Origin of the sequence: Methylobacterium carpenticola (genome assembly GCF_042748905.1) — a bacterium.
In the GTDB taxonomy this organism is placed as follows: domain Bacteria; phylum Pseudomonadota; class Alphaproteobacteria; order Rhizobiales; family Beijerinckiaceae; genus Methylobacterium; species Methylobacterium carpenticola.
This window is the reverse complement of the sequence record NZ_JBHZEO010000001.1, coordinates 2,965,245-2,989,552: the sequence shown is the minus strand read 5'-3', so window position 1 is coordinate 2,989,552 and position 24,308 is coordinate 2,965,245. Positions and strand designations below refer to the sequence as shown.

At 72.5% G+C, this 24,308-nt stretch carries 24 protein-coding genes; 8 read left to right on the top strand and 16 right to left on the bottom strand.

The window, feature by feature from the left end:
* Nucleotides 1–110 precede the first annotated feature (110 nt).
* Together ppk2 and ACE101_RS14140 are read left to right on the top strand one after the other, a co-directional pair.
* Nucleotides 111–1,028 (top strand): polyphosphate kinase 2, encoded by a 918-nt coding sequence (gene ppk2, locus ACE101_RS14145; RefSeq protein WP_379130418.1) that lies wholly within the window; start codon nucleotides 111–113, stop codon nucleotides 1,026–1,028.
* A 136-nt stretch (nucleotides 1,029–1,164) separates the two neighbouring features.
* The gene (locus ACE101_RS14140) at nucleotides 1,165–1,581 is read left to right on the top strand and encodes a hypothetical protein (protein ID WP_379130416.1); all 417 of its coding nucleotides are present in this window, start codon (nucleotides 1,165–1,167) and stop codon (nucleotides 1,579–1,581) included.
* Between the two features lie 109 nt (nucleotides 1,582–1,690).
* On the opposite strand, the gene ACE101_RS14135 is transcribed toward ACE101_RS14140, so the two are convergent.
* Complete coding sequence (locus ACE101_RS14135) at nucleotides 1,691–1,900, bottom strand: hypothetical protein (RefSeq protein ID WP_379130413.1); 210 nt, start codon at nucleotides 1,898–1,900, stop codon at nucleotides 1,691–1,693.
* A 237-nt stretch (nucleotides 1,901–2,137) separates the two neighbouring features.
* On the opposite strand from ACE101_RS14135, the gene fae reads away from it, so the two are divergent.
* Together fae and ACE101_RS14125 are read left to right on the top strand one after the other, a co-directional pair.
* Complete coding sequence (gene fae, locus ACE101_RS14130; protein ID WP_379130410.1) at nucleotides 2,138–2,683, top strand: formaldehyde-activating enzyme; 546 nt, start codon at nucleotides 2,138–2,140, stop codon at nucleotides 2,681–2,683.
* Nucleotides 2,684–2,815: 132 nt separating this feature from the next.
* Complete coding sequence (locus tag ACE101_RS14125; RefSeq protein ID WP_379130407.1) at nucleotides 2,816–3,739, top strand: collagen-like domain-containing protein; 924 nt, start codon at nucleotides 2,816–2,818, stop codon at nucleotides 3,737–3,739.
* A 6-nt stretch (nucleotides 3,740–3,745) separates the two neighbouring features.
* On the opposite strand, the gene ACE101_RS14120 is transcribed toward ACE101_RS14125, so the two are convergent.
* On the bottom strand, nucleotides 3,746–4,975 hold the full coding sequence (locus ACE101_RS14120; RefSeq protein WP_379130405.1) for a BaiN/RdsA family NAD(P)/FAD-dependent oxidoreductase: 1,230 nt from the start codon (nucleotides 4,973–4,975) through the stop codon (nucleotides 3,746–3,748).
* A 181-nt stretch (nucleotides 4,976–5,156) separates the two neighbouring features.
* On the opposite strand from ACE101_RS14120, the gene ACE101_RS14115 reads away from it, so the two are divergent.
* Nucleotides 5,157–6,170, top strand: a complete 1,014-nt coding sequence (locus ACE101_RS14115; RefSeq protein WP_379130403.1) for a TerC family protein — start codon at nucleotides 5,157–5,159, stop codon at nucleotides 6,168–6,170.
* 159 nt (nucleotides 6,171–6,329) lie between these two features.
* On the opposite strand, the gene ACE101_RS14110 is transcribed toward ACE101_RS14115, so the two are convergent.
* Nucleotides 6,330–7,523: a pyridoxal-phosphate-dependent aminotransferase family protein gene (locus ACE101_RS14110; protein ID WP_379130400.1), complete on the bottom strand. Its 1,194-nt coding sequence runs from the start codon at nucleotides 7,521–7,523 to the stop codon at nucleotides 6,330–6,332.
* A 354-nt stretch (nucleotides 7,524–7,877) separates the two neighbouring features.
* On the opposite strand from ACE101_RS14110, the gene ACE101_RS14105 reads away from it, so the two are divergent.
* Both ACE101_RS14105 and ACE101_RS14100 read left to right on the top strand, forming a co-directional pair.
* A complete protein-coding gene (locus ACE101_RS14105) occupies nucleotides 7,878–8,252 on the top strand; it encodes a hypothetical protein (RefSeq protein WP_379130397.1) in 375 nt (124 codons plus the stop codon).
* Nucleotides 8,253–8,317: 65 nt separating this feature from the next.
* Complete coding sequence (locus ACE101_RS14100; RefSeq protein ID WP_379130394.1) at nucleotides 8,318–10,672, top strand: TonB-dependent receptor family protein; 2,355 nt, start codon at nucleotides 8,318–8,320, stop codon at nucleotides 10,670–10,672.
* Nucleotides 10,673–10,675: 3 nt separating this feature from the next.
* Here the strand turns inward: ACE101_RS14100 and ACE101_RS14095 are convergent, their stop codons facing one another.
* From ACE101_RS14095 to ACE101_RS14085, 3 genes are all read right to left on the bottom strand, one after another.
* Nucleotides 10,676–11,425 (bottom strand): N-acetylmuramoyl-L-alanine amidase, encoded by a 750-nt coding sequence (locus ACE101_RS14095; RefSeq protein WP_379130392.1) that lies wholly within the window; start codon nucleotides 11,423–11,425, stop codon nucleotides 10,676–10,678.
* A 7-nt stretch (nucleotides 11,426–11,432) separates the two neighbouring features.
* Entirely contained in the window at nucleotides 11,433–12,158 is a 726-nt protein-coding gene (locus tag ACE101_RS14090; protein ID WP_379130389.1) for a TerB family tellurite resistance protein, read from the bottom strand.
* A 197-nt stretch (nucleotides 12,159–12,355) separates the two neighbouring features.
* Nucleotides 12,356–12,625, bottom strand: coding sequence for a YMGG-like glycine zipper-containing protein (locus ACE101_RS14085; RefSeq protein WP_379130386.1), 270 nt, complete (start codon nucleotides 12,623–12,625; stop codon nucleotides 12,356–12,358).
* Between the two features lie 250 nt (nucleotides 12,626–12,875).
* On the opposite strand from ACE101_RS14085, the gene ACE101_RS14080 reads away from it, so the two are divergent.
* Nucleotides 12,876–13,439 carry an urease accessory protein UreE gene (locus tag ACE101_RS14080; RefSeq protein WP_379130383.1) on the top strand — a complete coding sequence of 188 codons (564 nt, stop codon included), beginning with the start codon at nucleotides 12,876–12,878 and terminating at the stop codon, nucleotides 13,437–13,439.
* A 30-nt stretch (nucleotides 13,440–13,469) separates the two neighbouring features.
* On the opposite strand, the gene ACE101_RS14075 is transcribed toward ACE101_RS14080, so the two are convergent.
* The 10 genes from ACE101_RS14075 to ACE101_RS14030 all read right to left on the bottom strand — a co-directional run bounded on the left by ACE101_RS14075 (nucleotide 13,470) and on the right by ACE101_RS14030 (nucleotide 24,186).
* Nucleotides 13,470–13,952 (bottom strand): hypothetical protein, encoded by a 483-nt coding sequence (locus ACE101_RS14075; protein WP_379130381.1) that lies wholly within the window; start codon nucleotides 13,950–13,952, stop codon nucleotides 13,470–13,472.
* A gap of 193 nt (nucleotides 13,953–14,145) precedes the next feature.
* Complete coding sequence (locus tag ACE101_RS14070; protein WP_379130380.1) at nucleotides 14,146–15,522, bottom strand: adenylate/guanylate cyclase domain-containing protein; 1,377 nt, start codon at nucleotides 15,520–15,522, stop codon at nucleotides 14,146–14,148.
* Between the two features lie 164 nt (nucleotides 15,523–15,686).
* Nucleotides 15,687–15,896, bottom strand: a complete 210-nt coding sequence (locus tag ACE101_RS14065) for a hypothetical protein (RefSeq protein ID WP_379130377.1) — start codon at nucleotides 15,894–15,896, stop codon at nucleotides 15,687–15,689.
* Nucleotides 15,897–16,578: 682 nt separating this feature from the next.
* Nucleotides 16,579–16,914, bottom strand: coding sequence for a hypothetical protein (locus ACE101_RS14060; RefSeq protein WP_379130375.1), 336 nt, complete (start codon nucleotides 16,912–16,914; stop codon nucleotides 16,579–16,581).
* A 77-nt stretch (nucleotides 16,915–16,991) separates the two neighbouring features.
* Nucleotides 16,992–17,183 (bottom strand): hypothetical protein, encoded by a 192-nt coding sequence (locus ACE101_RS14055; RefSeq protein WP_379130373.1) that lies wholly within the window; start codon nucleotides 17,181–17,183, stop codon nucleotides 16,992–16,994.
* Nucleotides 17,184–17,233: 50 nt separating this feature from the next.
* The gene (locus tag ACE101_RS14050) at nucleotides 17,234–17,800 is read right to left on the bottom strand and encodes a glycoside hydrolase family 108 protein (RefSeq protein ID WP_379130372.1); all 567 of its coding nucleotides are present in this window, start codon (nucleotides 17,798–17,800) and stop codon (nucleotides 17,234–17,236) included.
* A gap of 123 nt (nucleotides 17,801–17,923) precedes the next feature.
* Nucleotides 17,924–18,274: a hypothetical protein gene (locus tag ACE101_RS14045; RefSeq protein WP_379130370.1), complete on the bottom strand. Its 351-nt coding sequence runs from the start codon at nucleotides 18,272–18,274 to the stop codon at nucleotides 17,924–17,926.
* 11 nt (nucleotides 18,275–18,285) lie between these two features.
* Complete coding sequence (locus tag ACE101_RS14040) at nucleotides 18,286–19,794, bottom strand: DUF2793 domain-containing protein (protein ID WP_379130368.1); 1,509 nt, start codon at nucleotides 19,792–19,794, stop codon at nucleotides 18,286–18,288.
* The gene (locus ACE101_RS14035; protein ID WP_379130365.1) at nucleotides 19,787–23,701 is read right to left on the bottom strand and encodes a baseplate multidomain protein megatron; all 3,915 of its coding nucleotides are present in this window, start codon (nucleotides 23,699–23,701) and stop codon (nucleotides 19,787–19,789) included. The genes ACE101_RS14040 and ACE101_RS14035 overlap by 8 nt, the downstream gene beginning before the upstream one ends.
* Nucleotides 23,698–24,186 (bottom strand): NlpC/P60 family protein, encoded by a 489-nt coding sequence (locus ACE101_RS14030; protein ID WP_379130362.1) that lies wholly within the window; start codon nucleotides 24,184–24,186, stop codon nucleotides 23,698–23,700. Before ACE101_RS14030 ends, ACE101_RS14035 begins: the two co-directional genes overlap by 4 nt.
* Nucleotides 24,187–24,308: the final 122 nt, after the last annotated feature.

Genomic DNA, 24,308 nt, shown 5'->3' with positions numbered 1-24,308 from the left:
GCGGGGCCGAACGGCGGGTTCCCGGTTCCGGACGGACCGCCCAAGCCCCGTCCCCGTCCCCGATTTGCGCCGGGCCCGGCACTTCCGCGCGGGCCCGATGGAGGAGCGCGATGGAGCACGATCCCAAGGCCGCCCGGCTCGAAGCGGTGCGCGAGGAGTTCGAGGACAGCCTCGACGAGGAGATCGAACTCGACCTCGAGGAGGAGCGCCTCGAGCGCATGGCCGAAGGCATCCGGGCGCCGAACCGGGAACCGAGCCTGCCGCGCGGGCTGTATTTCCGCGAGCTGCTCCGTCTGCAGCAGGAGCTGGTCCGCCTTCAGGATTGGGTGCAGACCCACAAGCTGCGCGTGGTCGTGATCTTCGAGGGGCGCGACGCGGCCGGCAAGGGCGGCGTCATCAAACGGATCACGCAGCGCCTCAACCCCCGCGTCTGCCGCATCGCGGCGCTCCCGGCGCCGAGCGAGCGCGAGCGGACGCAATGGTATTTCCAGCGCTACGTCGCCCAGCTGCCGGCCGCCGGCGAGATCGTGCTGTTCGACCGCTCCTGGTACAACCGGGCCGGCGTCGAGCGCGTGATGGGCTTCTGCACCGAGGCCGAGTACGAGGAGTTCTTCCGCTCCGTCCCCGAATTCGAGCGCATGCTGGTGCGCTCGGGCATCGTGCTGGTGAAGTACTGGTTCTCGATCACGGACGAGGAGCAGGAATTCCGCTTCCGGATGCGGATCAACGATCCGTTGAAGCAGTGGAAGCTGAGCCCGATGGACGTGCAGTCGCGGGCCCGCTGGGAGGCCTACACCAAGGCCAAGGAGATCATGCTGGCCCGCACCCACATTCCCGAGGCGCCCTGGTGGATCGTGGAGGCGGTGGACAAGAAGCGGGCGCGGCTCAACTGCATCAGCCACCTCCTGGAGCAGATCCCCTACGCGACGGTCGAGCGCCCGCCCGTGCATCTGCCCGATCGCGTGCGCCACGACGATTACGAGCGCCAGTCCATCCCCGAGGAGATGCACGTCCCGGGACGATACTGACCCGGCGGGCTCGTTGCCCACGGCGAGCCGCCGCCGGGCGGGCGCGCGAGGCTTGACCGATGCCCTCGCGCCGGCTCAAAGCTTGCGGCGAGGGCCGGGAACCGGCCGGGCGGCGCGACAAGCCGGAAGGGGCGCGATGCGGACAGGTCTTCTCGGGGGGATCGCGCTCCTGGCGGGGCTCGGAACGGCCGGCTGCGTGGAATTCGGCTACATCTCGCACACCTATGCGAGCCTCAAGCCGCAGGTGGTGACCATCGGCTGCAACGACCCCTACGAGGTCTTCGACGAGCGCCAGCAGCGCAAGGTCCTGATCGTCTCGAACGGCCTGCGCGAGGTCGCTGGCTGCGGCCTCGACGGGGCGGATCCGGCGCTCACCCGCCGCCGCCGCTTCAACGAGGCGGTGGCGGCCTATCTGCGCGAGACCGACCGCGACACCTGCCGCATCGTCGGCGAGACGGTGTTCGACGATCTGCGCACGGAGTTCGTCTATGCCTGCGCCGAGCCCGTGGAGAAGCCCGGCACCAAGGTACGGCGCCTGCCGGGACGGTACTGATACGGTTTCCGGACGATCACTTTCGGAAACCGTATCACGAGCCCGCGCGGCGCCTGAGCGAGGCCGGTTTCCGCATCGCGAAGCGATCATCCGGAAACCGTATGACGGATCAGGAATCGGACGGCTTCGGGTGCGGGAAGGTGCGCTCGGTCGCGTCGCCCGCCGCCGCCAGCAGGGCGCGGGCGAAGTGCCGCGCCTCGGCCCGGTCGAGGCCGATGACGGCCGTGACCGGCTGCCCGCCCAGATCCGAGAGGCCGAGTTCGAGCTGCACGCCCGCCTCCGTCGGCGTGACCTTCAGGGTCCAGTCGCGTTCGCTCATGCCGGCGCCTTCCGTGACGGGCCTCCGGGCGCCTTGATCGGCGCCGCAGCCGGGCAATGCCTATAGACCATTTTCCGGCGCCCGCGAGCCGGCCCGACTGCGCAGCGGCGGTTGACCCGCAGCGGTCCCGCGTGGTGGGTGCGCCCGATCGGGCGGGGCCCCGGGTCCGTCAGGGTCCGCAAGGCCGTGCCGGACGGCCGCAACGCCATGGTGCCGACACCTGCTGAGGAAAAAGCGATGAGCGAGATTGTCTTCCGCACCGGCGAGGCCACGGTGCTCGCCGCCGAGGGCCAGTATACCGACGCCATGCCGGAGGTGCTGATCGGGTCCGTGCGCGGCCCGGTCGGGAATGCCTTCGCGTCGATGATGGGGCAGGTCCAGGGCCATACCCGGATGTTCGTGGTGCGCGACCTCAACCAGCTCGTGCGCCCCGCCACCATGATGACCACCAAGGCCACGATCCACACCGCGGAATACGTGGAACTCCTCGGCGGCGTGGTTCAGGCCGCCACGGGCGACGCCATCGTGGATTGCGTGATCGAGGGCATCCTGCCGAAGCAGGGCCTCGACGAATTGTGCATGATCATCATGATCTGGCTCGATCCGCGCTGCGCGGAGGATCCGAACCTCGACCGCAAGGACCTCTACCGCACCAATTACGAGGCGACGAAGCTCGCCATCGCGCGCGCGCTCAAGGGCGAGCCGACGATCGACGAGCTCATCGCCAACCGCAAGACGGTGAAGCACTACGCGCTCGAGGACGTCATCGACTACGAGGCGTGACCGCAGGGCCACGCACGCGGGACGCGTGCGTGGCCGGGGAAGCGGTGCGGTTGACCGGTCGGGGACCGCGCCGCAAGGTGCGGCGCCTGCGCGGCCGGGTCCCCGGTTCGCCGCTCCCGATCGAGGGTTCCGATGCGCTCAAGCCGTGCCGTGCTCGTCCTTGCCGCCTGCGCCCTGTTCGGCGGCGGGGCAGCCCTCGCGCAGCAGCAGGACGATCCGGCTCCGGCGAGGCCGCAGACCCAGGCGCCCCAGCGCCCGGCCCGCAAGCCGGCGCCGCCCGCCGGGATCCAGATCTGGGATGCCCGCATCGAGGGGGGCGACCTGCGCATCTCCGGCAATGTCGGCAAGTCGGGCGTGGTCGTCACCGTCGACGACGACATCCCGGTTCAGACGGACCGGCGCGGCCGCTTCTCGCTCCGCGTGCCCTATCTGCCGCCGAACTGCGTCGCGACCCTGAAGGCGGGCGACGAATCGCGCGAGATCGTGGTGGCGAATTGCGGCGCCACCGGTCAGCCGGGCCCGAAGGGCGAGCCGGGGCCGACCGGCCCGCAGGGCGTTGCCGGCCTGCCCGGGCCCAAGGGCGATCCTGGGCCCAAGGGCGATCCCGGACCCAAGGGCGATCCCGGACCCAAGGGCGATCCCGGACCCAAGGGTGATCCCGGACCCCGCGGCGAGGCGGGCCTGAAGGGAGATGCGGGTCCGAAAGGTGAACCGGGACCCAGGGGTGAACCGGGACCCAAGGGCGAGCAGGGCCCCAAGGGAGAGCCCGGCCCGAAGGGCGAGGCGGGACTGCCCGGCGCGCCGGGACAGCGTGGATTGCCGGGCGAGGCCGCACCGGCGCCCGCCGTGACCGCCACCACCCTGCCGATGCGGATGCTGCGCAGCGAGGGCTGCGGCGAGAGCGCCTGCGAACTCGCCTGCGATGCGGGCGAGACCTTCGTCTCCGCCTATTGCCTGCGCAGCGGCACGCCGACCTTCAGCCGCCGCGGCGCCGATGCGGTGGCGGCCTGCCCGTCCGACAGCGCCGGCATGGTCGGCTTCTGCGCCAAGCTCTGAACCGGCTCACACCTCGGCGAGCCAGGCGAGGGCACCTTCGGCCGCAGCTCGGCCGGTGGCGAAGCTCGCCTGGAGCAGGTAGCCGCCGGTCGGGGCCTCCCAATCCAGCATCTCTCCGGCCAGGAAGGCGCCCGGGCGCCGCCGGAGCATGAAGCGCGCATCGATTTCCGGCAGCGCGACCCCGCCCGCGCTGGAGATCGCCCGGTCGATCGGCTGCAGGCCGGTGAGCCGCAGGGGCGCGGCCTTGATGAGCGTGGCGAGGGCCTGCGGTTCCGTGGGCAGGTCGCGGCCGGCGGCTTCCCGCAGCAGCCCGGCCGCGACGGGGCTCAGGGCCGCCGCCTTGCGCAAGGTGGTCGCGCGCGACTGGCCGGGCCGTGCGGTGGCGAGCCGCCGGGCCAGTGTCGCGTGGTCGAGATCCGGCCGCAGGTCGATGGTGAGCATCGCCGCGCCGTCCCCGAGCACGGCCTCGCGCAGCGGACGCGACAGGGCGTAGACCGCGCCGCCCTCGATCCCCGTGGCGGTGACGACGGCCTCGCCGCGGGCGTGGTGCGGCCCGGTCGAGAGGGCGATGCGCTTGAGAGGCGTGCCGGCGAAACGTTCGGCGAAGACCGGCGTCCACGCCGCCGCGAAGCCGGCATTGGCCGGGAGCAGGGGCAGCACCGCGACGCCCTCCGCCGCCAGCAGCGGCGCCCAGGCCCCGTCGGAGCCGAGCCGCGGCCAGCTCGCGCCGCCGAGCGCCAGGACGGTGACATCCGCCCGGAGCGAGGACCCGCCGTCCGGGCCGGCGAGGCGGAGCGAGCCGTCCTCCTCCCACCCGAGCCAGCGGGTGCGGGTGCGCAACGCGACCCCGAGGCTGTCCAGCCGCGCGAGCCACGCCCGCAGCAGCGGCGAGGCCTTGAAGGCGGTGGGAAACACCCGCCCGCTCGATCCCACGAAGGTCTCCTGGCCGAGCCCCTCGCACCAGGCCCGCAGGGCCTCGGGCGGGAAGGCGCGGATCGCCGCCGCGACCGGCCCGCCGGGCGGATGGTAGCGGGCGAGGAAGCGCTCCAGCGGCTCGCTGTGGGTGAGATTGAGGCCGCCGCGCCCGGCGATGAGGAGCTTGCGCGCCGGCGAGGGCATGCGCTCCACCACGGTGACGGCGACTCCTGCCCGCGCGAGGATCTCCGCCGCGAACAGCCCCGCGGGCCCCGCCCCGATCACCGCCGCCCGGCGGCCCGCCCCACCCGTCTGTGCCATGGCCCGTTCAAAGCGGTGAGGCGGGCGCATCTGTCAACCGCACGCCCTTGATCCGCCGCGTTCCGCGACTTAAGTCGGCGCCATCGGCTGCGGGCCCCTCTGGCGAGTTTGCGCGTCCTTCGCGCCTCGTGATGTCGGAGCCGATGCTTTCCGCAACGTTAAGCATCCATGGTCCCCGCACATGGTCGAACTTCTTTCCGTCGCTTGGCTCGGCAAGCCGATCTGGATGTGGCTCCTGTTCCACGCCGTGATCATCCTGCTCCTGGCCTTCGATCTCGGTCTCCTTCACCGCGACAGCAGCCGGGAGATCGGCGTCAAGGAGAGCCTTCTCCTGACGGCCTTCTACCTGACCCTCGGCCTGATCTTCGGCGGCTGGATCTGGTGGTATCTCGGCCCGCAGGCGGGGCAGGAATACCTCGCCGGCCTCGTGGTCGAGAAATCGTTGTCGATGGACAACGTCTTCGTCATCGCGATGATCTTCGGCTTCCTCGGCATCCCGCGCGTGGCGCAGCACCGGGTGCTCCTGTGGGGCATCCTGGCGGCGGTGCTGCTGCGCGGGCTGATGATCGGCCTCGGCGCGGCCCTGGTGCATCAGGCCGAGTGGGTGCTCACCTTCTTCGCCGCCTTCCTGATCTATGCCGGCGTCAAGATGCTGCTGCCGGGCGGCGAGGAGGACGACGAGGGCGCCACGGCGGGCCGGTTCGCCGATCTGATGCGCCGCCGCTTCCGGGTCACGCCCGGGCTGCACGGACAGCGCTTCCTCGTGCGCTTGCCGGACCCGAAGACCGGACGGATGGTGAGCTGGTTCACGCCGCTCGCCCTCGCCCTGGTGCTGGTGAACGGGGCCGACGTGATCTTCGCGGTCGACAGCGTGCCGGCGATCTTCGCCATCACCACCGACACCTACGTGGTCTACACCTCGAACATCTTCGCGATCCTCGGGCTTCGCGCGCTCTACTTCGCCCTCGCCGCGATGGTGGACCGCTTCGCCTATCTGAAGACGGCGCTCGCGGCGATCCTGATCTTCATCGGCACGAAGATCGTGGTGGCCGACACCTTCGAGTGGATCGACATCAAGCCGTGGGTGTCGCTGGTCGTCACCGTGGTGCTGCTCGCGGGCGGGGTCGTCTACAGCCTCTGGCGCACCCGCGACGCGCGGCACGACTCCGTCGAGGAACATCCGGCGCGGGGCTGACCGCCTGGTGCCGGAGCCCTGCTCCCATCTGGGCTTGTCGATCCCCGCTTCGGAGCGGGAGCATCTCCTCGCCCCGCTTGCGGGGCGAGGAGAGACCCGGGCCTCATCCGGCGACGGGGGAATGTCGTCGCCGGACCGGCAGACCGGTTCCCGCCGCCCTTACTCCGCCGCCTCGCGGAACGCCTCGGCTTCCCCGGCGAGCACTGCCTGCGCCGCCGCCGCGCCGCCCGCGCGGTGCGGGATCCCGAACGTCGTCAGGCCCATCTCCACGCCCGCGAGCGCGCCCGCGATCGTGAGATCGTTGAAATCGCCGATATGACCGATGCGGAACACCCGGTCGGCGAGCGGCCCGAGACCGCCGCCGAGCGCCATGTTGAAGCGCTCCAGCACCGCCGCCCGGAAGGCATCCGCCGAGTGGCCCTCGGGCATGCGCACCGCCGTCACGGTCGGCGAAGCCTGGGCCTCGACGGCGCATTGCGTCTCGAAGCCCCAGTGGCGCACGGCGCGCCGCGTCGCGGCGGCGGCGCGGGCATGGCGGGCGAAGACTGCGTCCAGGCCCTCCGCGTGCAGGGTGTCGATGGCGACCTTGAGCCCGTACAGCAGGTTGATGGCGGGCGTGCACGGGAAGTAGCCGGTGCGGTTGGCCGCCAGCATGTCCTCCCAGTCCCAGTAGGCCCGGGGCAGGGTGGCCGACTTGGCCGCCGCCAGGGCCTTGTCGGAGACGGCGTTGAAGGCGAGGCCCGGGGGCAGCATCAGGCCCTTCTGCGAGCCGCCCACCGTGACGTCCACGCCCCACTCGTCGTGGCGGTAATCCGTCGAGCCGAGGGAGGAGATGGTGTCGACCATCAGGAGCGCCGGATGGCCGGTGCGGTCGAGGGCGGCGCGCACGGCCTTCACGTCCGAGATGGTGCCGGTGGCGGTCTCGTTGTGGACGATGCAGACGGCCTTGATCGTGTGGGCGCGGTCCTCGGCGAGATGGGCCTCGATCGCCGCTGCGTCGACGCCCGAGCGCCAGTCGCCCCGGATGAATTCGGGCTTCAGCGAGAGCTTCGTCGCCATCCGCGCCCACAGGGTCGCGAACTGGCCGGTCTCGTACATCAGCACCCGGTCGCCGGCCTGGAGGGTGTTGACCAGGGCGGATTCCCAGCCGCCGGTGCCCGAGGCGGCGTAGATCAATACCGGGTTCTCGGTCTTGAAGATGGTCTTGATGCCCGCCAGCACCTCGCGACCGAGCCGGCCGAACTCGGCGCTGCGGTGGTCCATGGTGGGCTTGGCGGTGGCGGCCAGGATCGGCAGGGGCACGTTGGTCGGCCCCGGGATCTGCAGGAAATGGCGGCCGGGCTGGTGGGACATGGCGTTCCTCAGGATGCGCGGTTCCGCCGCGCTCGGCGGGACGAGTCCGGCGGCCTCTCTGCGGCGGCCGGAGGGACGGAGGTCTGACGGTGCCACGAGGATGACCGGCGGCCCCGAGCGGGCATGCGTCACCGCGCCCCGATCACCGCAGCCTGTCTGCCGCAGGCTTAGGCAGCAAACAAGTGCAGCTTGGGCAAGGAGCGGGCATTCCGGTCGGCCGCGCTGAAATGGCGCGGCAATGAACAAGCCGTGATCCCATCATCGGTGTGGCACCCCTCGACCCGCCGTCGGCAAGTGCCGGGCGCCGCGACGACGCCCGTTGACGCAGCGTTCGCTGCTCCGTAGACGGCCGTCATGCGCTGGAGCCTCATCCGATCGGTTCGCGGGTGCGCGGCCGTCGCATGGGTCGCACTCTACGCGCTCTGCCTGCAGGCGGTCCTCGGCGCGATGGCGCCGCTCCCGCAGGCAAGCGCCGGTGACGTCATCTGCGCGCATGGCGGCGCGCCGGCCGGGTCGGATACCACCCCGGATCCCGCCAAGGCCTGCCGGCACGCCTGCTGCCTCGCGGCCCAGGCGGACAGGTTGCTGCCCGCATGCGCCGCACTCTTCGTCGCCCTGGTCTGGCCGATGCCGGACGCCGCTCCGGCGGGCTGGACCCTCGCCGAGGCCCGCATGCCGCGCGCACCGCCCGACCCGGCGCTCGGCCCGCGCGGCCCGCCCCTCCGCTGATCGGTTCGGTCTCTCTTCAGAGCGCCGGCCGGGATCCTCGGCCCCGCGGGCTGCGCCGCGAGGTGATGAGCCCGTGCGCGCTGCCTGCCCTCCGATCACACGAGCCTTCTCCGGTGCCATCCGTCCTTCGCGCCCGCCTGCTGGCGCCCGCCGTCCTTCCTCTCCTCATCGCCGGGTCCTGCGCGGCGCCCGCGCGGGCGCAGCCCGAACCCCCGCCGGAGACCATCGCCCTCGACGAGATCGCGGTGGCCGGGCAGGGGGCCGGATTCGGCGTCGCGGCCCCGCAGGGAGCCGCCCCGAGCGTCATCGAGCATCCGATCGGCCAGAGCGTCACCGCGATCGGACGTGCGGACGTCCTCGCGGGCCGGCCCGCCGCCAGCCTCGGCGCGGTCCTCGTCAACAGCCCCGGCGTCACCGTCCGGCAGGGCAACGGCGCCCGCGACGTCGTGATCTCGATCCGCGGCAACAACGCCCGCGCGACCGGCATCAACAAGAACATGGTCGTCCTCGAGGACGGCTTCGTGGTCACGCAGCCCGACGGCGCCTCGCGGTTCGACTACGTCGATCCGCGCGCCTACGGCCGCATCGACGTCTTCCGCGGCCCGCAATCGGCGCTGTTCGGCAACTACGCCACCGGCGGGGCGCTCGCCTTCCGCATGCGGACCGGCCGCGAGATCGACGGCGTCGAATACGGCATCGATGCCGGCAGCTTCGGCTTCCTCGCCAACAGCGTCGCGGTGGGGAAGGCGAGCGGGCCGGTCGAGATCAGCCTGTTCGCGAGCGACGTGCGCGCCAACGGCTTCCAGGACCACGCGTCCTACGACACGCAGACGGTCAACCTGCTGGCGAGCTTCACGCCGACGCCCGACAACCGCTTCACGCTGAAGGTCATCAACAACGACCTCCACGCCGGCTTGCCCGCGCGGTCCTCGCTGAACGAGTTCCGCATCAACCCCTATCAGCGCGGCTGCGCGGCGGCGGCTTCCGCGGCTCCGGGCTGCACGCTGTTCAACCTGTTCCGCAACGGGGCCTTCGGGGCGACGCTGCCGGTGACAGCGGACGAGGGCGCCTTCGAGCGCAAGGACCGGCGGACCATCGTCGCCGGGCGCTGGGAGCACGACATCGACGCGCAGACGACGTGGCGCGTGCAGGCCGGTTTCGACGAGCGCAACTTCGATCAGCCCTTCTACACCACCGCGTCGCGGGGCAGCTATCCGTCGGTGAACCTCCTCACGGATCTGACCCACCGGGGCGACCTGTTCGGGCTGCCGGCCACCGGCTACGTCGCGCTCGCCTACAACGCCATCGACACGCACCTCACGACCTTCAACCGTGCCCCCTATGGCGGGCCCCGGCTCGGCGCCCTGATCGGCGACCAGACCACCGCGCAGTCGAATCTCGGCGGGCGGGCCCGCCTCGAACTGGCGCTCTCGGAGCAGTGGGCGGGCATTCTCGGCGTGAGCGCGGAGACGACCCGCATCACCGGCCGCAACGTCGCCTCCAGCTATTCCGCCGCCGGCACGGCCCGGACCGTGGCGGATGCGGATCGCAGCTTCCTGAACCTCGCGCCGGAACTCGCGCTGGTCTACCGGCCGCAGCCCGATTGGACCCTCCGCGGCCGGATCGCTGCCGGCTACACCACGCCGGCCGGCAGCAACCTGTTCGTGACGCCGGACGGTCTGCCGGGCAACAACACGGAGCTGCGCACCCAGCGGAACATCGGTCTCGATCTCGGGGCCGACTGGCAGGCGCTCCCGGAGCTGCGCCTCAGCCTCACGGGCTTCATGGAGTTCTTCCGCAACGAGTTGGTGTCGCAATCTCCGGGCGCAGGCCTGCTCAGCTACACCTTCAACGCGCCGGCCTCGGAGCATCGCGGGGTCGAGGCGGCGGCGGAATGGGCCTTCGCGCCGGGTTGGCGGGCCACGGCTGTCTACAGCTTCGACGATCAGGTTTACACGGATTACGTCGAGCAATTGAGCGCGGGCAGCCGCACCGCCCGCTTCGACCGGGCGGGGAATCGCATTCCCGGCGTCCCCGCCCACCAGCTCCTCGCCCGCATCGGCTACGACCAGCCCACCGGCCCCTGGAAGGGGCTCGGCGCCTTCGTCGAGGTGGTGGGCCAGGACGGCTTCGTCCTCGACAACGCCAACCTCCTCAGGGCGCCGGGCTACGCCATCGTCAACGCCAACGTTCACTACGCGGGCGATCTCGCGGGGGGCTTCGCCCGGCGGTTCAGCCTCTACGTCGAGATGCGCAACGTCTTCGACCGGCGCTTCATCGCCTCGGCCCAGACCCTCGCCGACACGATCGGCGCGGCCACCGGGTTGCAGAACGGCGCCTCCATCCTCGCCGGCACGACGGGCTCGGTCTTCGCCGGCACGCCGCGCGCCGTCGTGGCGGGGATGAGGCTGACCTTCTGAGCGTCAGCCCGGCCGGCTGGCGATGAGATCCCGGAGCGTGGTGATGGTGGAGGAATCCGCCACGCCATCGATTCGTGCGGGGCGGAAGTGGCGCTGGAACGCCTCAACCACCGCGCGCATGTTCGCGTCGAACGCGCCGGTCACCGGCTGGTCGTAGCCGTAGAGGGCGAACATCGCCTGGAGCGCCTCGATCGGCTGGCCGGCATCGCCCTCGGCGAAGAAGCGCCCGTCGCGGATCGGGGCGGGCGCCACCCAATGGCCCACCCCCGCCCGGTGCAGGCGCTCCCACGGGAAGCCCTCGCCCGGATCCTCCTTGCGCCCGGGCGCCACGTCGGAATGGGCGAGCACCCGGTCGGCCCGGATCGGCCAGCGGGCGAGAATGTCCTGGGCGAGGGCGGTCACGGCCGCGATCTGCGCCTCGGGGTAGGGCGGCAGGCCGCCCGCATGACCCGGATGGGCGATCTCGATGCCGATCGAGCGGGAATTGGTGTCGCGCTCGCCCTCCCAGGCGGATACGCCCGCGTGCCAGGCGCGGCGGCCCTCCGGCACCATCTGCACCACCCGCCCGTCCTCGAACACGAAGTAGTGGCAGGAGACCTCGGCGAGGGGATTGGCGAGGCGCAGCAGCGCCTCGCTCGCCTGGTCCATCCCGGTATAGTGCAGGATCAGCATGTCCACGGGCCGCTGCCGCTCGCCGTGATTGGGCGAGGGGACGACCGTCGTGGCGACGGGACTTTCGGGCGTCGGCTTCATGGCTCGCTCAGGTCAGTCCGCGCTCGGCGGCGATGCGGTCGTAGGCGGCGTTGATGGCCGCGAGACGGCGGGTGGCGATGGCGACCGCCGCCGGGGGCAGGCCGCGAGCCACCGCCTTGTCCGGATGGTTCTCGGCCACGAGGCTGCGGTAGCGCGCCTTCAGCTGCGCGTCCGAGAGCGTGCGGGCGGCGCCCAGCACCTCGTAGGGGTCGTCCGCGAGGCGGATGTGGCGGGCCGCGATGCAGGTGAACCGGGCGGCGTCGAAGCCGAAGATCCCGGCGACGGCGCGCAGGTACTGCGCCTCCTTGTCGTGGAGGGCGCCATCCGCCTTGGCGATGTGGAAGAGCCCGTCGAGGACGTCCTCCAAGAGGCCGGGCTCGTCGTGGAAGGTGTCGGCGATCTGCTGCGCGTAGGCCTCGAAGCCGCTCGTCGTCGACTTGGCGAGGTCGAACAGCCGGGTGACGCCGGGACGCTCGTCCTCCGGCACGCGCACCACCTCCTCGAAGGCCGCGACCTCGGAGGGCGTCACCACGCCGTCGGATTTCGCCATCTTGGCGGCCAGCGCCACGAGCCCCGTGGTGAACACCACCTCCCGCGGCGTGCGGCCGAACAGGGATCCCTCGCGATCGACGAGGAAATGCCCGGCCACGGCGCCGATCAGGGCGCCCAGCGGCCCACCCACGGCGAGGCCGAGTCCGGCGCCGCCGATCTTTCCCCACAGGCCGTTGCTCATGGGGCGGACGCTCTGGAGCCGGAGGCTGCCGGGGCGGCCGGGTGTGGTGAGGGCAGGGAGATCGTCATCGCCCGGTGTTTACGGCGGAACCGCGCCGGGCGGAACCATGCCGATGCCGCGCCCGGCCCGGGCGCGGGTCGGCCTGCCCGACGCCGCTCGCGCCCGGCAGGCCGGAGCCTCGACGTCCGGGAGACGTCTCAGCGGCAGTAGATGTTGCCGTAGGGATCGCGGTAGGTGCCGTAGGGGCATTGCGGGGCGGTGGCCGCACCCACCAGGGCGCCGCCCGCCGCGCCGATCAGGCCGCCCGCGACCGCGCCGCTCGCGCGGCCGGTCGCCGCCGCACCGACCGCCGCGCCGGTGAGGCCGCCGAGCGCCGCGCCGCCCGCGGCCCTGTCGCCGGGCGTGTTGCAGGCCGCGACCGAGAGCGCCATGGCGCTCGCGAGGGTGGCTGCGATGAGCTTCTTCATGACGAATTCCCTTGTGCGTTTCGCGGTCTTGCGACGGATCGAGCGCCGGTCGCCGCTGCCAACAGCCTAGCTGTCCGGTCGCTGAACACCAAATGAGCACCGGCCGGATCGGCTCTGCGCGCGGGGCGAAATCGGCCGGGCGCGGCATCGCGGCCACGGTTGCGGCGCAGGACGCGCCGCCAAAGCGTGTGACACCCGGCCCGCCGATGCGTAGAGGAGAGCGACGCTCACACCCGCCCGAGGAGCCCGCATGCTGCGCGCCACCACGATCGTCCGTAAGCCCGCCGTCCGGCCGGACGCGGTCGCCGACACCGTCACCCTCGACCATGCCGGCCGCGCTCGGCGCGAGGGAGAACTCGTGGCGGCGGGCGGCCTCGCCTTCCGGCTCGACCTCGACCGCGCCGCCACCCTGGAGGACGGCGACGCATTGCGCCTGGAGGACGGGCGGCTCGTGCGCATCGCCGCCGCGAGCGAGGCGCTGCTCGAGGTGCGCTCCGAGAACCCGGCCCGCCTCACCCGCCTCGCGTGGCAATGCGGCAGCAACCACGTCCTCGTCGAGGTGACGGCCGAGGCGCTCTACGTGAAGGCGGATCCGGTGGTGGCGGAACTGGTCCGCGGCCAGGGTTGCGCCGCGACCCCGGTCGAGCGGCCGTTCCGGCCCGAGCGCGAGGTGGTGGCCCACGACCACAGCGCCTGCGGGCACGACCATCACGCCCACCACCATGATCACGGTCACGACCACCAGGATCACGGGCACGATCATCACCACCACGATCATGGCCACGGCCACCACCATCACGGCCACGACCACTGACCATCGGCGCCCGGGAGAACCCGCTCCGCGCTACTCTTCACCCTCGGGAAGCCAATCCGGCGCCCAGGGGCACAGTCCGCGCCTGACGGCGGGAGCGTAGGGGCTCGAGCAGTCGATGTCGCCGGCCCAGGGTCCCACCCGGACCGCCCATGGGGCGACGGCGCGGCTGCGGATGACGGGGCCGCTTCGCTGGGCCGAGAGGACCGGTCGCGGCGGCGGCGGCAGGCGTGCCCGTTCCAGCCGGGCCGGGCGGACGGTCGCCGCGGGGCGCCGTGCCACCCGCGGCGGCCGGCTCACGGCGACGCGGCTGCGGACCGGCGCGCGTCGCGCCTGCCGCCGGGCGGGCTTCGGCGCGACACCCGTCCGTTGCTCCGCGGCCGGTCGCGGCGGCGCCTCCACTCCGACCGGATCGGCGGTGCGGGTCGGCGGATCGGTCCAGCGGGTCTGCGCATCCGCGCCGTGGCCGCCCGAGAGCAGGAGCGCCGCGGCGAGCAGGGTTGACCATCTGACCATGGGCGCGCTCCTCAGCTCGGCATCATTCGCCGACGTGGTCGCCGATCCGGCGGCGAGAACGATGCAGCAGGCAGCCGAGCGGAATCGTCCCGTGCCAATCCGCTCGGAACCCCGGCGCTTCGTCCTCGTCCCCGGTCATCTGGGAGCCTGCGCGCCGGCCGCAACGGTCGGCGGGGCGCGTCACGCTCGCCGGTCAGCCGCCGCCGACAGCCACGGCGGCGACCGGCGCGAAGATCGCGACCGGTTCCTTTCGTCCGGCGAAGGGCTCCCGGCCGATCTCCCGCCACGCGGTGTGCTCCAGCGAGCCTTCGATGGCGGCTCCCGAGGCGAGGATGATCTCGCCATACCGCTTCGTCGCCTGTTCGAGGCGCGAGGCGACGTTCACCGCGTCTCCCAGCACCGTGAACTCCATCCGCTCCTCGTCGCCGACGATGCCGCAGAAGACCTCGCCGACATGGATCCCGATGCCGATCCGCACCGGATGCGGCAATTCGTGGGTGGCGTTCCAGGCATCCACGATCCGGACGAGGTCGCGCGCGAAGGCGAGGGCGCGCGCGGCATCGTCGTCGCCCTCGTCCGGCACGCCGAACAGGATCAGCGCTCCGTCACCGATGAACTTGTCGACGAAGCCGTGGTGCTTGCGCACGCTGCCGAGGATCCGGGTCCGAAAGGCGGTGAAGAACTGCGACAGGCGCTCGGGATCCATGCCCTCGGCCATGCCGGTCGAATCGCGAATGTCGACGAAGACGATGACGGCCCTCTGGCGACGCCCGCGGCGCAGGTCGAACTCGCCCGCCGCGACCCGTGGCACGATCTCGGCCGGCAGGAAGCGTGCGAGGCTGGCGCGTCCGACCGCGTCCCGGACCGCGGATGACAGGAGCCGGCGCGAGCGGATGATGCCGAAGGCCGTCGCCGCCCCGGCGAGGAGGATCAGCAGGAACCGCATCGCGTTGACCGGCATCGTGAACAGCAGGTGCCAGGCCGGTGCGTTCTCGGCAGCCGGATCGAGGATGAGACGGTGGTCGAGCGCGGCGGCGATCCCGACGAGCCCGACCGCCAGGAGGGCGATGGCGCAGAGCTGCACCTTGACGTCGTAGCGCAGGGCACCGACGGCGAGGACCAACGGCACGGCCCAGACGATCGGCGCGGAGGGCAGGGCGTTCCCGGGCAGGTCGCGCTCGCTGACGGCGAAGTAGGCGATGACGAGGACGAGCCCGACATCCAGAGCCATGAACAGGTAGGCGAAGACGTGGTGCCAGCGCTGCGGCACGGCGAGCACGATGCTCACCGCGCCGGTGGCCAGGAATCCGGACGCGGCGATCCAGGCGTTGTGCGTGAACAGGTCGAGGGACACGCTCACCCACACGTGCAGCACGTGGTCGGCGGCGATCACGGTCACCAAGATGCAGAGGCCGATCGCCACGCGCAGCCAGCCGATCAGGCGCTCCGCCGCCACCTCGTGGCGGCGCATCAGCGAAGCGGCGAGGTCGCCTTCGAGAGGGCGTGCGGACAGGCCGGCGAGCGCTTCCGCCGCTCGGGGCCTGCCAGTTGGGCGCAGATCCCGCCGCATGACAGTCTCCCGAATTCTCGGCCCGCGGCAGGGCGGGCCACCGGCGGGATAAGATCATGTCCGCGCTCATCCGGCTACAGCCCCTGACTATATCTTGTCTCGTCTTCGAGACTCGATGCCGGTGCGGGGTATGAGGCCGGACGCTGCGCGTGTTCCTCGCCGATCTACTCGCCGAACGAGCCGCGGCCGGGCCCGATGCAGCGGTATCCCAGAAGGTATCGGGGGGTGTCCCGCGTTGGCGCGAAGGCATGGGCCGCCACTTCCGCGATCTCGCAATAGCCGCGGTCGCGCACGAAGCGCTCGACGGTCGCGCCGCCCGTCCCCCGCAGCGCCCCGCCGGTGCAGACGAGCCGCGTCGCCTCCCGGGAGGTCATGTCGACGCTGGATGCGCGTCCTTGCGCCTGCGCATCCGTTCGTGCCGCGCGTGCCATGGCGATGGCGAGAGGCAGGGTCCGGAACCCGCGGCACCCGGACGGCACCCCATTCTCCCGCGCCGGCTGCCAGGCCAGCGCGCCTGCTCCAGCTCGGATCCGGTCGCAGGTCGGGCCGGTCTCGCGACGGCGCGCCGCCCTTTTGACGACGGTTCGCGCGTGGTATCCGAGGGCCATCTTTCCGCATGTGCCCGGCCAAGATCCCCGCGCCGTCTCCGGCGCGCGGGATGGCACGGCCCCATTCGACGCGGCGCGGATAGCGGCAGATCGCACAGATGAGACGAGGACCCGGTGACCGCACAGGCTGAAACATTCGACGCTCTCAGCGGGTGGCGGTTCTCCGTGGCGCCCATGATGGATTGGACGGATCGGGGCCGTTTCTCTCTCTGAATTTGCAGCTCGGGAAGCTTCATGCTGTACCAAATGCTGTATCGTCTGGAGTGCTGAAAGGGGCCACTTGGATCCGTGTCACGCGGGACGCCGAGCTGCGACTCACCTATCCGGCGGCCATGGCCATTGATGTTCATGGGCGCAGCGCTTCTGCTTGCGGCGGCACGCATGGCGATAATGACGAAAGCGCCCCGGGCCGGAGCCCGGGGCGCATTATCCGAGGGGGTAAATCGCGTCAGCGCCTCGACGGCGGGCGCATCTCCTGGCGGATCTCCCGCAGCAGGTCGGTCGCGATCCGCACCTGCTCCTCCAGCCGCACCAGCCGGTCGCGGTCGCGCTCCAGGCTTTCCACCCGCCCCGAGATCACGGCGTAGCGCTCGTCCAGCCGGGTGAGGATCCGCGCATCGCTCGCCGCCAGCTCCTCGAGGCGCGCCTCCACCTTCGCCGAGTAGGCACCCGCGGACAGGAGCTGCGCGGCGATGCTCACCAGAACGGTCCCGGCCGCCCACAGAGGGGCGCGCCGCGGCAGGATCACCGCGCCCTCGGCCGGCTCGCTCGTCGGTTGGCTCATCGGATCCTCACCCTCTCACCGTAGCCGCCAGTCGCGGCAGGGACCCCGCTCCTCGACTCCGGGGAGCGGGTGGGCGCTCACGCGGAGCGCACGCCCTTCAGGACGCCGGCGACCAGCGCGCCGACGGCACCGGCGGCCGAGAGCAGGTTCGCGGCCGTCGACGGATCGTTGAGGAAGGCGGCGAGCGCGGGCTTGCCGGCCAGCCCGGCGCCGACCGCCGCGGCCGAGAGCAGGCCGGCCACCACGCCGGGCGTCAGGTACTTCGTCATCGTCTCTCTCCGGATCGGGAGCGCCGCGAATCCCGGCGGCGCGCGGGAGGTCAGGCCGCCAGCGGCTTGGCGCAGGTCGGGCAGACCGCCGGCGTGACGGGCGCGCTCGCCAGGGCGAGCGCGGCAGCCCGCACCTCGGCGACGCGCCGGGCCCAGCCCTTGCCGTAGCGGTCCCAGGTCGAGAGCTGGCGCAGGAACGCCAGCCTTGCGTCGCACAGGCCGCCGATCAGCCTCCCGGCGTCCTGCGCGGCGATCGCCCGCAGGGTGACGGGCCCGAGGCGGCCGTCATCCGCCACGCCGACCAGGCGCTGCAGGCCGATGACGGCGCGCTTCGGGCCGCTGTTCACGGCGAAGTCGAACAGGCCGTAGTCGAGGCCCGCCGGCAGGGCGTCGCCCTGGATCGCGTCCCAGTAGCGGCGGCGGTAGAGCGGGGCGACGCTGGCGCGCGTCAGCGCCCTCACCTCCGCCTTCGTCGCCGGCCGGCCGAGCCACAGGCTCAAGCTGCCGATGGTGACACCGAGGTTGGTGGCGCCGCCGGGATCGTGCGGGTCATCGACGTAGCCGCCCTCGTGGGCGAGGACGAGCAACAGTACCCGGTCGAAGGACGACGCGGCCATGGGGATCTCCGGATTGTGAGGAGTGCGGGAGCCGAGGTCCGGCCGGGCGGCTCAGGACGGTCAGTCAAGCAGACGAGGCTGTACGCCTCGGTGGTCCGGCAGATCGTCCGCCGGGCGGGATCGTCAGGGTTGGGCGTCAGGCGCCGCGGCGGAGCGGAGCGCGTCCCGCTCGGCCGTCACGGCGGTGAGCGCCTCCCGCAGCGCATCCCGCTCCCGCGTCATCGCGGAGAGCGCCGCCGCCGTCGCGTCCCGGTCCGCCAAGGCCGCCGCCTCGATCCCCGCCAGCACCCGCTCCAGCGGGAACCCCGCCGCCGCCGCCTGCGCCGGCGTCAGCGCCCCGCTGTCCACGAACTGCGCCTCCCGCGCCCCGGGCAGCCGCACGAACTGCCCGAGGATGACGTGCCAGGCCGGCGGCTCGGGATCACCCGCGGCCCGCCCCCGGAACAGGAACTCGTACAGGAACGCCTCGCTCATCCCTCACCTCCTCACGCCGCGATCGCCGTGTCGTCCGAGAGCCGCCGCCACGCCCCGTTCGAGTAGCAGGCCAGCACCCCCGTGCCCGACCCGCTCGCCTCGCCCGCCTTGCGCGCGTCGCTCACGTAGATCTGCTGGCCCGCCGTTCCGGCGGGCACCGTCGCCACCGTGTAGGTGGCGAGCTTCACCGGGCCGCCGACGCTCGCCGCTCCCGTGACCGACAGCGCGCTCAAGGTGGTCAGGCCGGAGGCCCGGTTGATCACCAGCGGATCGCCGGCGGAGGTGCCGCCATCGCTCCAGCGGCTGATGCGGAGGTTCGAGCCGGCATTCGCACCGCTCTCGGCACCGTTATCCACGAACACGGTCCAGCGGTTGGAGCTGCCCGACTGGAAGTAGATCGTGCGGAAATTGCCTGCGGCCGCGCCGAGCACCAGCCCGTTGAAAACCGGGGTGTTGCCCGTGCCCAGCCCCAGCGCGCTCGCGCCCGCCGCCGCGCTGGCCGCCGTCAGCACGGACCGGCCCGTCGCCGTGCCGTTGGTGATGTCGGCCGCGGCCGGGCCGGTCACCGGCTTCCCGCTCGCCCGCTGGTAGGCGATGACCCGCCAGGTGCCGGCCCCATCCGAGAGGGCGAGGCCGGTGTCGCCGGCCGCGGTGGTGAGGCTGGCCCCGCCCGGCAGGATCAGCGCTCCGGCGTTGTGGGTCAGGCTCAGCGCGCCGGCAAAGCGCAGCAGCCGCAGGCAGCGCGGCGCGCTGCCGAAGGAGGTGATCGCGCTGGTGCCGGTGATCGTCACGGCGAGCGCGGGGATGGCGCCGAGATCCACCGTCGCGGCGGAGGCGACCGCCACCTCCGCCACCCGGAAATCCGCCCCGCCGGTGGTGCGGTCGAGGCGCAGCGCCTCGGTCCAGCTGCTGCCGTCGGCCGAGACCTTGAGGTGCAGGTCGTCGTCGCCGGTGAGCCCGATCTCCGCCCGGCCCGACCAGCCCGACTGGAACAGCAGCGAGAGCGTGTTGCCGGCCGCCTCCTTGTTGAGGGTATAGCGCAGGTCGCCGCTGCCGCCTTCGGCGGTGGTGAGCGCGGTCCAGAGCGCCGCGTTGAGCTTGGCGGCGAAGGGATTGGCGGCGTCGGCCGTGGTGCCGATGCCGAGGCGCTGGAGGTTCTGCAGCACGGTGAGGGTCGTGCGGTAGCTGACCCAGGCGCCGGCCGCGTAGAGGTAGAGCTCGCCCTCATCCAGCACGAAGGCCAGCCAGCCCGGCCGCGGCACGGCGGAGGTCCAGGCGCCGTCCTGGTAGCGCACCACGCGGCCCGCCCAGCCGGCCCAGGCGCCGCTCGGGTTCGCCCCGGCGATCAGGTAGCGGTCGCCCTCGGCGGGGCTGGCGGGTGGGCTGGTGAGATCCTTGTCGAGCACGGCGAGCTGGACGAGGGTGTCCAGCAGCACCAGCGCCTCGTTGTGGGTGACGTGCTTCTGCGCCTGCGCGGCAGCGAGCAGCGGCAGCGCCAGGATGGGGGTCGCCTCAGACATACAGGGTGGTCCTCAGGGGAGTGCCGCGGCCGAAGACGGCCGAGAGCTGGCAGATCGCCACCGCCAGGCGCGTCACCGGCCCGCCGAAATCCGCCACCTGGTCCGCCGCCGCGTAGGTCAGGCTCGGGCGGGCGACCTGCACGGAGCGCAGAACCGCGCCGGTCGCATCGAGGATGTCGACCGCGTAGGCCTCGCTCTCCTCGGCCAGCGGCACCTCGACCTGCTCCCAGGCATCACCCTCGATCCGGGTGCGGCGGATCCAGCTCAGCTGCAGGTCGCCGACCGCCAGGCGCCGCAGCCGGGCCTGAACCGGCGCATAGGGCCGCAGGCCGGCGCCCGCGATCGTCAGATCGGCCGCGGCGTAGGTCGGGTCCTCCGGCGGGCGCGCTGCCGGCCCCCAGCGGAAGACCTGCGGCAGCGCCCGCGCCGAGGCCGGCATGCCCGATTGCACCAGCGCGTCCGAGAGCACCACGAAGGCCGCTCCGGCCGGGGTCGGCGCGCCCATGGCGAACTCGGTCCCGAGCTGGCCGCGCAGCAGGCTGGTCAGCCGGTAGCGGCCGGCCCCGAGCAGGGTCGCGTTGGCCCATTGCAGCACCTCCCATGCACCCGAGGGCGTGAGCAGGGCCGCCGCGTTGGCACCGTTCAGCACGGCGAGGGCGGAGGCCGAGACCAGCTCCGCTCCGGGCGGAACCTGGACATCGGCCTCGTTCACCCGGTCCCAGCGCCCGGTCGGGCCGGGATGGAGCGGCGCCGCCAGCTCGCCGATGATCGAGCGGGCCTGCACCAGCGCGTCCGCCTCGGGCGACCCGCCGGCGAGCGCGCGCAGCACGCTCACCGGCGACCAGGGCGCGGTGTAGGCGGCGAAGGAGGGCGCGTGCGCCACCGCGTCGGCCCGCAGCAGCGGCAGGTCGAGGATGCGGAACAGCCCGACCCCGACCGTCGCCGGCGGGGCCGGGGTGCGGCCGGTGGCCGAGCCGTCCCGGTAGGCGAACACGCCGGCATCGGCCCGCACCGCGCTGAAGGGCCGGCTCGCCTCCAGGCCGAGCCGGGTCAGCCGCACCTCGACCGTGCTGCCGGCGAGCGACAGCGCGACCACGTCGCCGACCTCGAGGGCGAGCGCGGAGGGCGGCAGGGTGGCGCTGACGCCCTCGCGCTCGACCACCGCCTGGTAGAGCAGCGCCTGCGCCAGCCCGCGCGCCGCGCCCTCCTCCAGGCAGAGCGGCAGGCTCAGCCGCGACACCGCCGTGGCCCGGCCGGCGAGCCGGCGCGCCTCCACGGCGGCGCTCTGGTAGGCACGGGCCGGGTCGAGGTAGGTCAGCGCCACGCAGGCCGGCAGCGCCGTCTCCTCGGTGCGGGTGCGCCGGAAGTCTGCGCCCGAGGCGGCGGCGACGAGATCGGCTTCCGAGAAGCGGGCCACCGGCGCCCGGGCGAGCGGGCGGAAGCGGATCAGCCCGCCGCTCTCGATGCCGTCGAAGAAGGAGGCGGTGCGCAGGGGCCCGAGGCTGTCGCGCGGGGCCTGGACCTCGGTGAGCGCGTAGCCGGAGACCACGCCGTGCAGCGCTGCGACGTCGGCCGCCACGCCGGCCTCGCGGCAGATCTCCGCCACCACGTCGGGCAACTCGGCGAGGCCGAGGCGGCCGTTGAGCCAATGGCCGAGGCTGTAGTTGGGCGCGTCGCTCCACACGCCGGCCTGACGCGGGAAGTCCGGGTAGGGCCTGGCGTCCCAGGTCCAGAGATGGATCCGGTCCGGATCCACCATCCGCCCGCCATAGACTGCCGAGACCGGGTTGGCCTGCGGACTGCGCCAGGTGGTGAGGGCGGCCTCCAGGAAGGCGCGCTGCATCATCAGGTCCTGCCGGCCGCTGGAGTAGTGGGGCAGGAAGCTCTCGGAGGATTTGGGGTCGAGGAAGACGTTGGGCTGGTTGGCGCCCTTGTCGACGGCCGGGCAGCCGAGTTCGGTGAAGCGGATCGGCTTCGATTGCGGCACCCAGGCGGTGGCGGCAGCCTGCCGGACACCACCGGGCCGGTCGTGGTGGGGGTTCGACCACCAGGAGCGCAGATCCTTGAGACGGAACACCCAGGGCTCGTCGTGGGCGGTGTCGGTGATCGGCACCCGGTTCTGGGCGTCGCGGTCGGCCTCGCTCGGATAGTACCAGTCGAACAGCTCGCCCCCGGCGACGTTGCCGGCGAGGTAGGCCGGATCGTAGGGCGAGGCGTAGGTGGCGGCGTCGGCGTGCTCGAAGCCGTCGCGCCAGTCGGCGAGCGGCATGTAGTTGTCGATGCCGATGAAGCTGATGGCGGGATCCGCCCAGAGCGGATCGAGGTGGAAGAACACGTCGCCCGAGCCGTCGGCGGGGCGGTAGTTGGCGTACTCGCTCCAGTCCGCCCCGTAGCCGAGGGCCGTGCCGGGCCCGAGGATGGTCCGCACGTCGGTAGCGAGCGCGCGCAGCTGCGCCACGGCCGGGAAGGTGGCGGGGCCGGAGCGCAGGGAGGTGAGCCCGACCATCTCCGATCCGATCAGGAAGGCCTCCACCCCGCCGGCGGCCTCGGCGAGACGTGCGCAATGCAGGATGAAGCGCCGGAAGCTCCACTCGTCCGGCCGCTGGCTGGTGACCGTCTGACCCGTCCAGGCGAGGTCCTCCGGTCGGGTCTGTCCGAAGAAGGCCGCGACCTGCTCGGCGGCGGCCGCGCTCTTGTCCGGGCTGCCCGGGCGGCCGATCGCCGGATCGCAGCCGATGCGCCCGCGCCAGGGGAAGGCCGGCTGCTCCGCCCCGCCATACGGGTCGGGCAGGCCGTTGCCGGGAGCGATGTCCATCATCACGAACGGGTAGAGCGTCACCGACAACCCGCGCCGCTTCAGCTCGCCGATCGCCTGCACCACCGACAGGTCCGCGGGCGCCCCGCCGAGCAGCGGGTGGCCCTCGGCATCGTGGCTGACCACCTGGGCGCTCGTCCGGGTCAACCCGCCCGCCGCCCAGGCCAGGTCGGTGGTCTTGGTGGCGGTCTCCACCTTGGGCAGGATGCGGCAAGCCGACAGGCGCAGGTCGGTGCCGTGCCAGGCCACCACCAGCGAGACGTGCCGGCAGGTGGGCGCTTCGGCCTGGAGCTGATCGAGCGCCTTGATCAGGTCGACCCCGCCCGAGACCGTGTTCTGGCCCGACAGGCTGCCGCGGTCGTTGGCGGTGACCGGGGCGGTGGCATAGACGAACTCGCCCATGCCTGGGATCAGGGTCACGGCGGTGACCAGTTCCTCCAGCACGGGCCGGGCGTCGGCGCGCGGCGGGCGGCGGGTGACCTCGGCGGTGATCACCGGGACGCGGTTGCCGAAGGCGGCGAGCGGCAGGTCCTCGAACATCAGGTAGGCGAGCCCCCGGTAGGCCGGGGCGTTGCCGGCGCCTTCCACCGCCTCGATCTTGGGATCGGGCGTCTGGGTCTCGCTGCCGAGATAGATCCGGACTTGGTGGTCCGACAGCCGCAGCGGCTTGCCGTCGGCATAGACCGCGCCCACCGCCGTGATCGGCCCCTCGCACAAAGCCACCGCGAGGCTGACGCTGTAGCTGTAGGTGACGGTGTAGGTCTTCTGGGTCGGCGTTCCCTTGCCGCCGCGGCTCTTCACCTTCTCGACGTGCTGCTCCTCCTTGAGCTTGGTGGCCCAGATGATCTGACCGGCGAGGCGGGCGCGGCCGTAGAGGCGGGCGATGGCTGCGCCCTCGGTGGAGGCGGTGACATAGAGGTCGGCGAGGCGCGGCCCTGTGTTGATCTGCGGCTTGGGCCGGGTGCCGAACAGAGCGCGATCGAGGACGCTGCCGAGGCCGACGCCGACGACCCCGCCGAGAAAACCGCCGATCGGCCCGCCCAGCGCGGTGCCGGCGGCCTTGCCGGCATAGGACAGGACGAGGGAGCTCATGCGGGCGGGTCCGGCGGAGGATCGGGCGAAGGGTCGGGAAACCGGAAGGCGTGGGCGACGCGGCGGGCCCAGGACGGCGGGACGAAGCTCTCCAGGACGGCGTGGCCGTCATAGGCGTGGATCATGCGGGGCCGCTCGCCCGCGAGGGGGGCGGTGAGGATGGCGCAGTGCTTGGCGGGCAGCCGCTCACGCCAGCGGAACAGCAGGACGTCGCCGGCCTGGGCGTGCGGGATCGGGATCTCGACGAGGTGGCGGCGGGCGGCATCGCGCAGGGTTTCGGTGCCGTGATCCTCCGCCCAGCTCGGCGTGTAGGGTGGCGGCTCCTCGGGCGCGTGGCCGGTGAGTTCGGCATAGACGCCGCGCACCAGGCCGAGGCAGTCGCAGCCGACCCCCTTGAGGGCGGCTTGGTGGTGGTAGGGCGTGCCGAGCCAGCCGCGCGCGAGCGCGACGACGCGGGCGCGGGTCGCGCCGGGGTCGGAATTCAATTCTCTCGCCTATGTCGGGAGCCGACGCTTCTCGGATCTTCGAGGTGTCCGCTTCGCGGCCATGCCGCCGCGGTGCTCCTGCCAGATCCGGGGGTGTGGTTGGCAACCTTTGACGGTCCCGC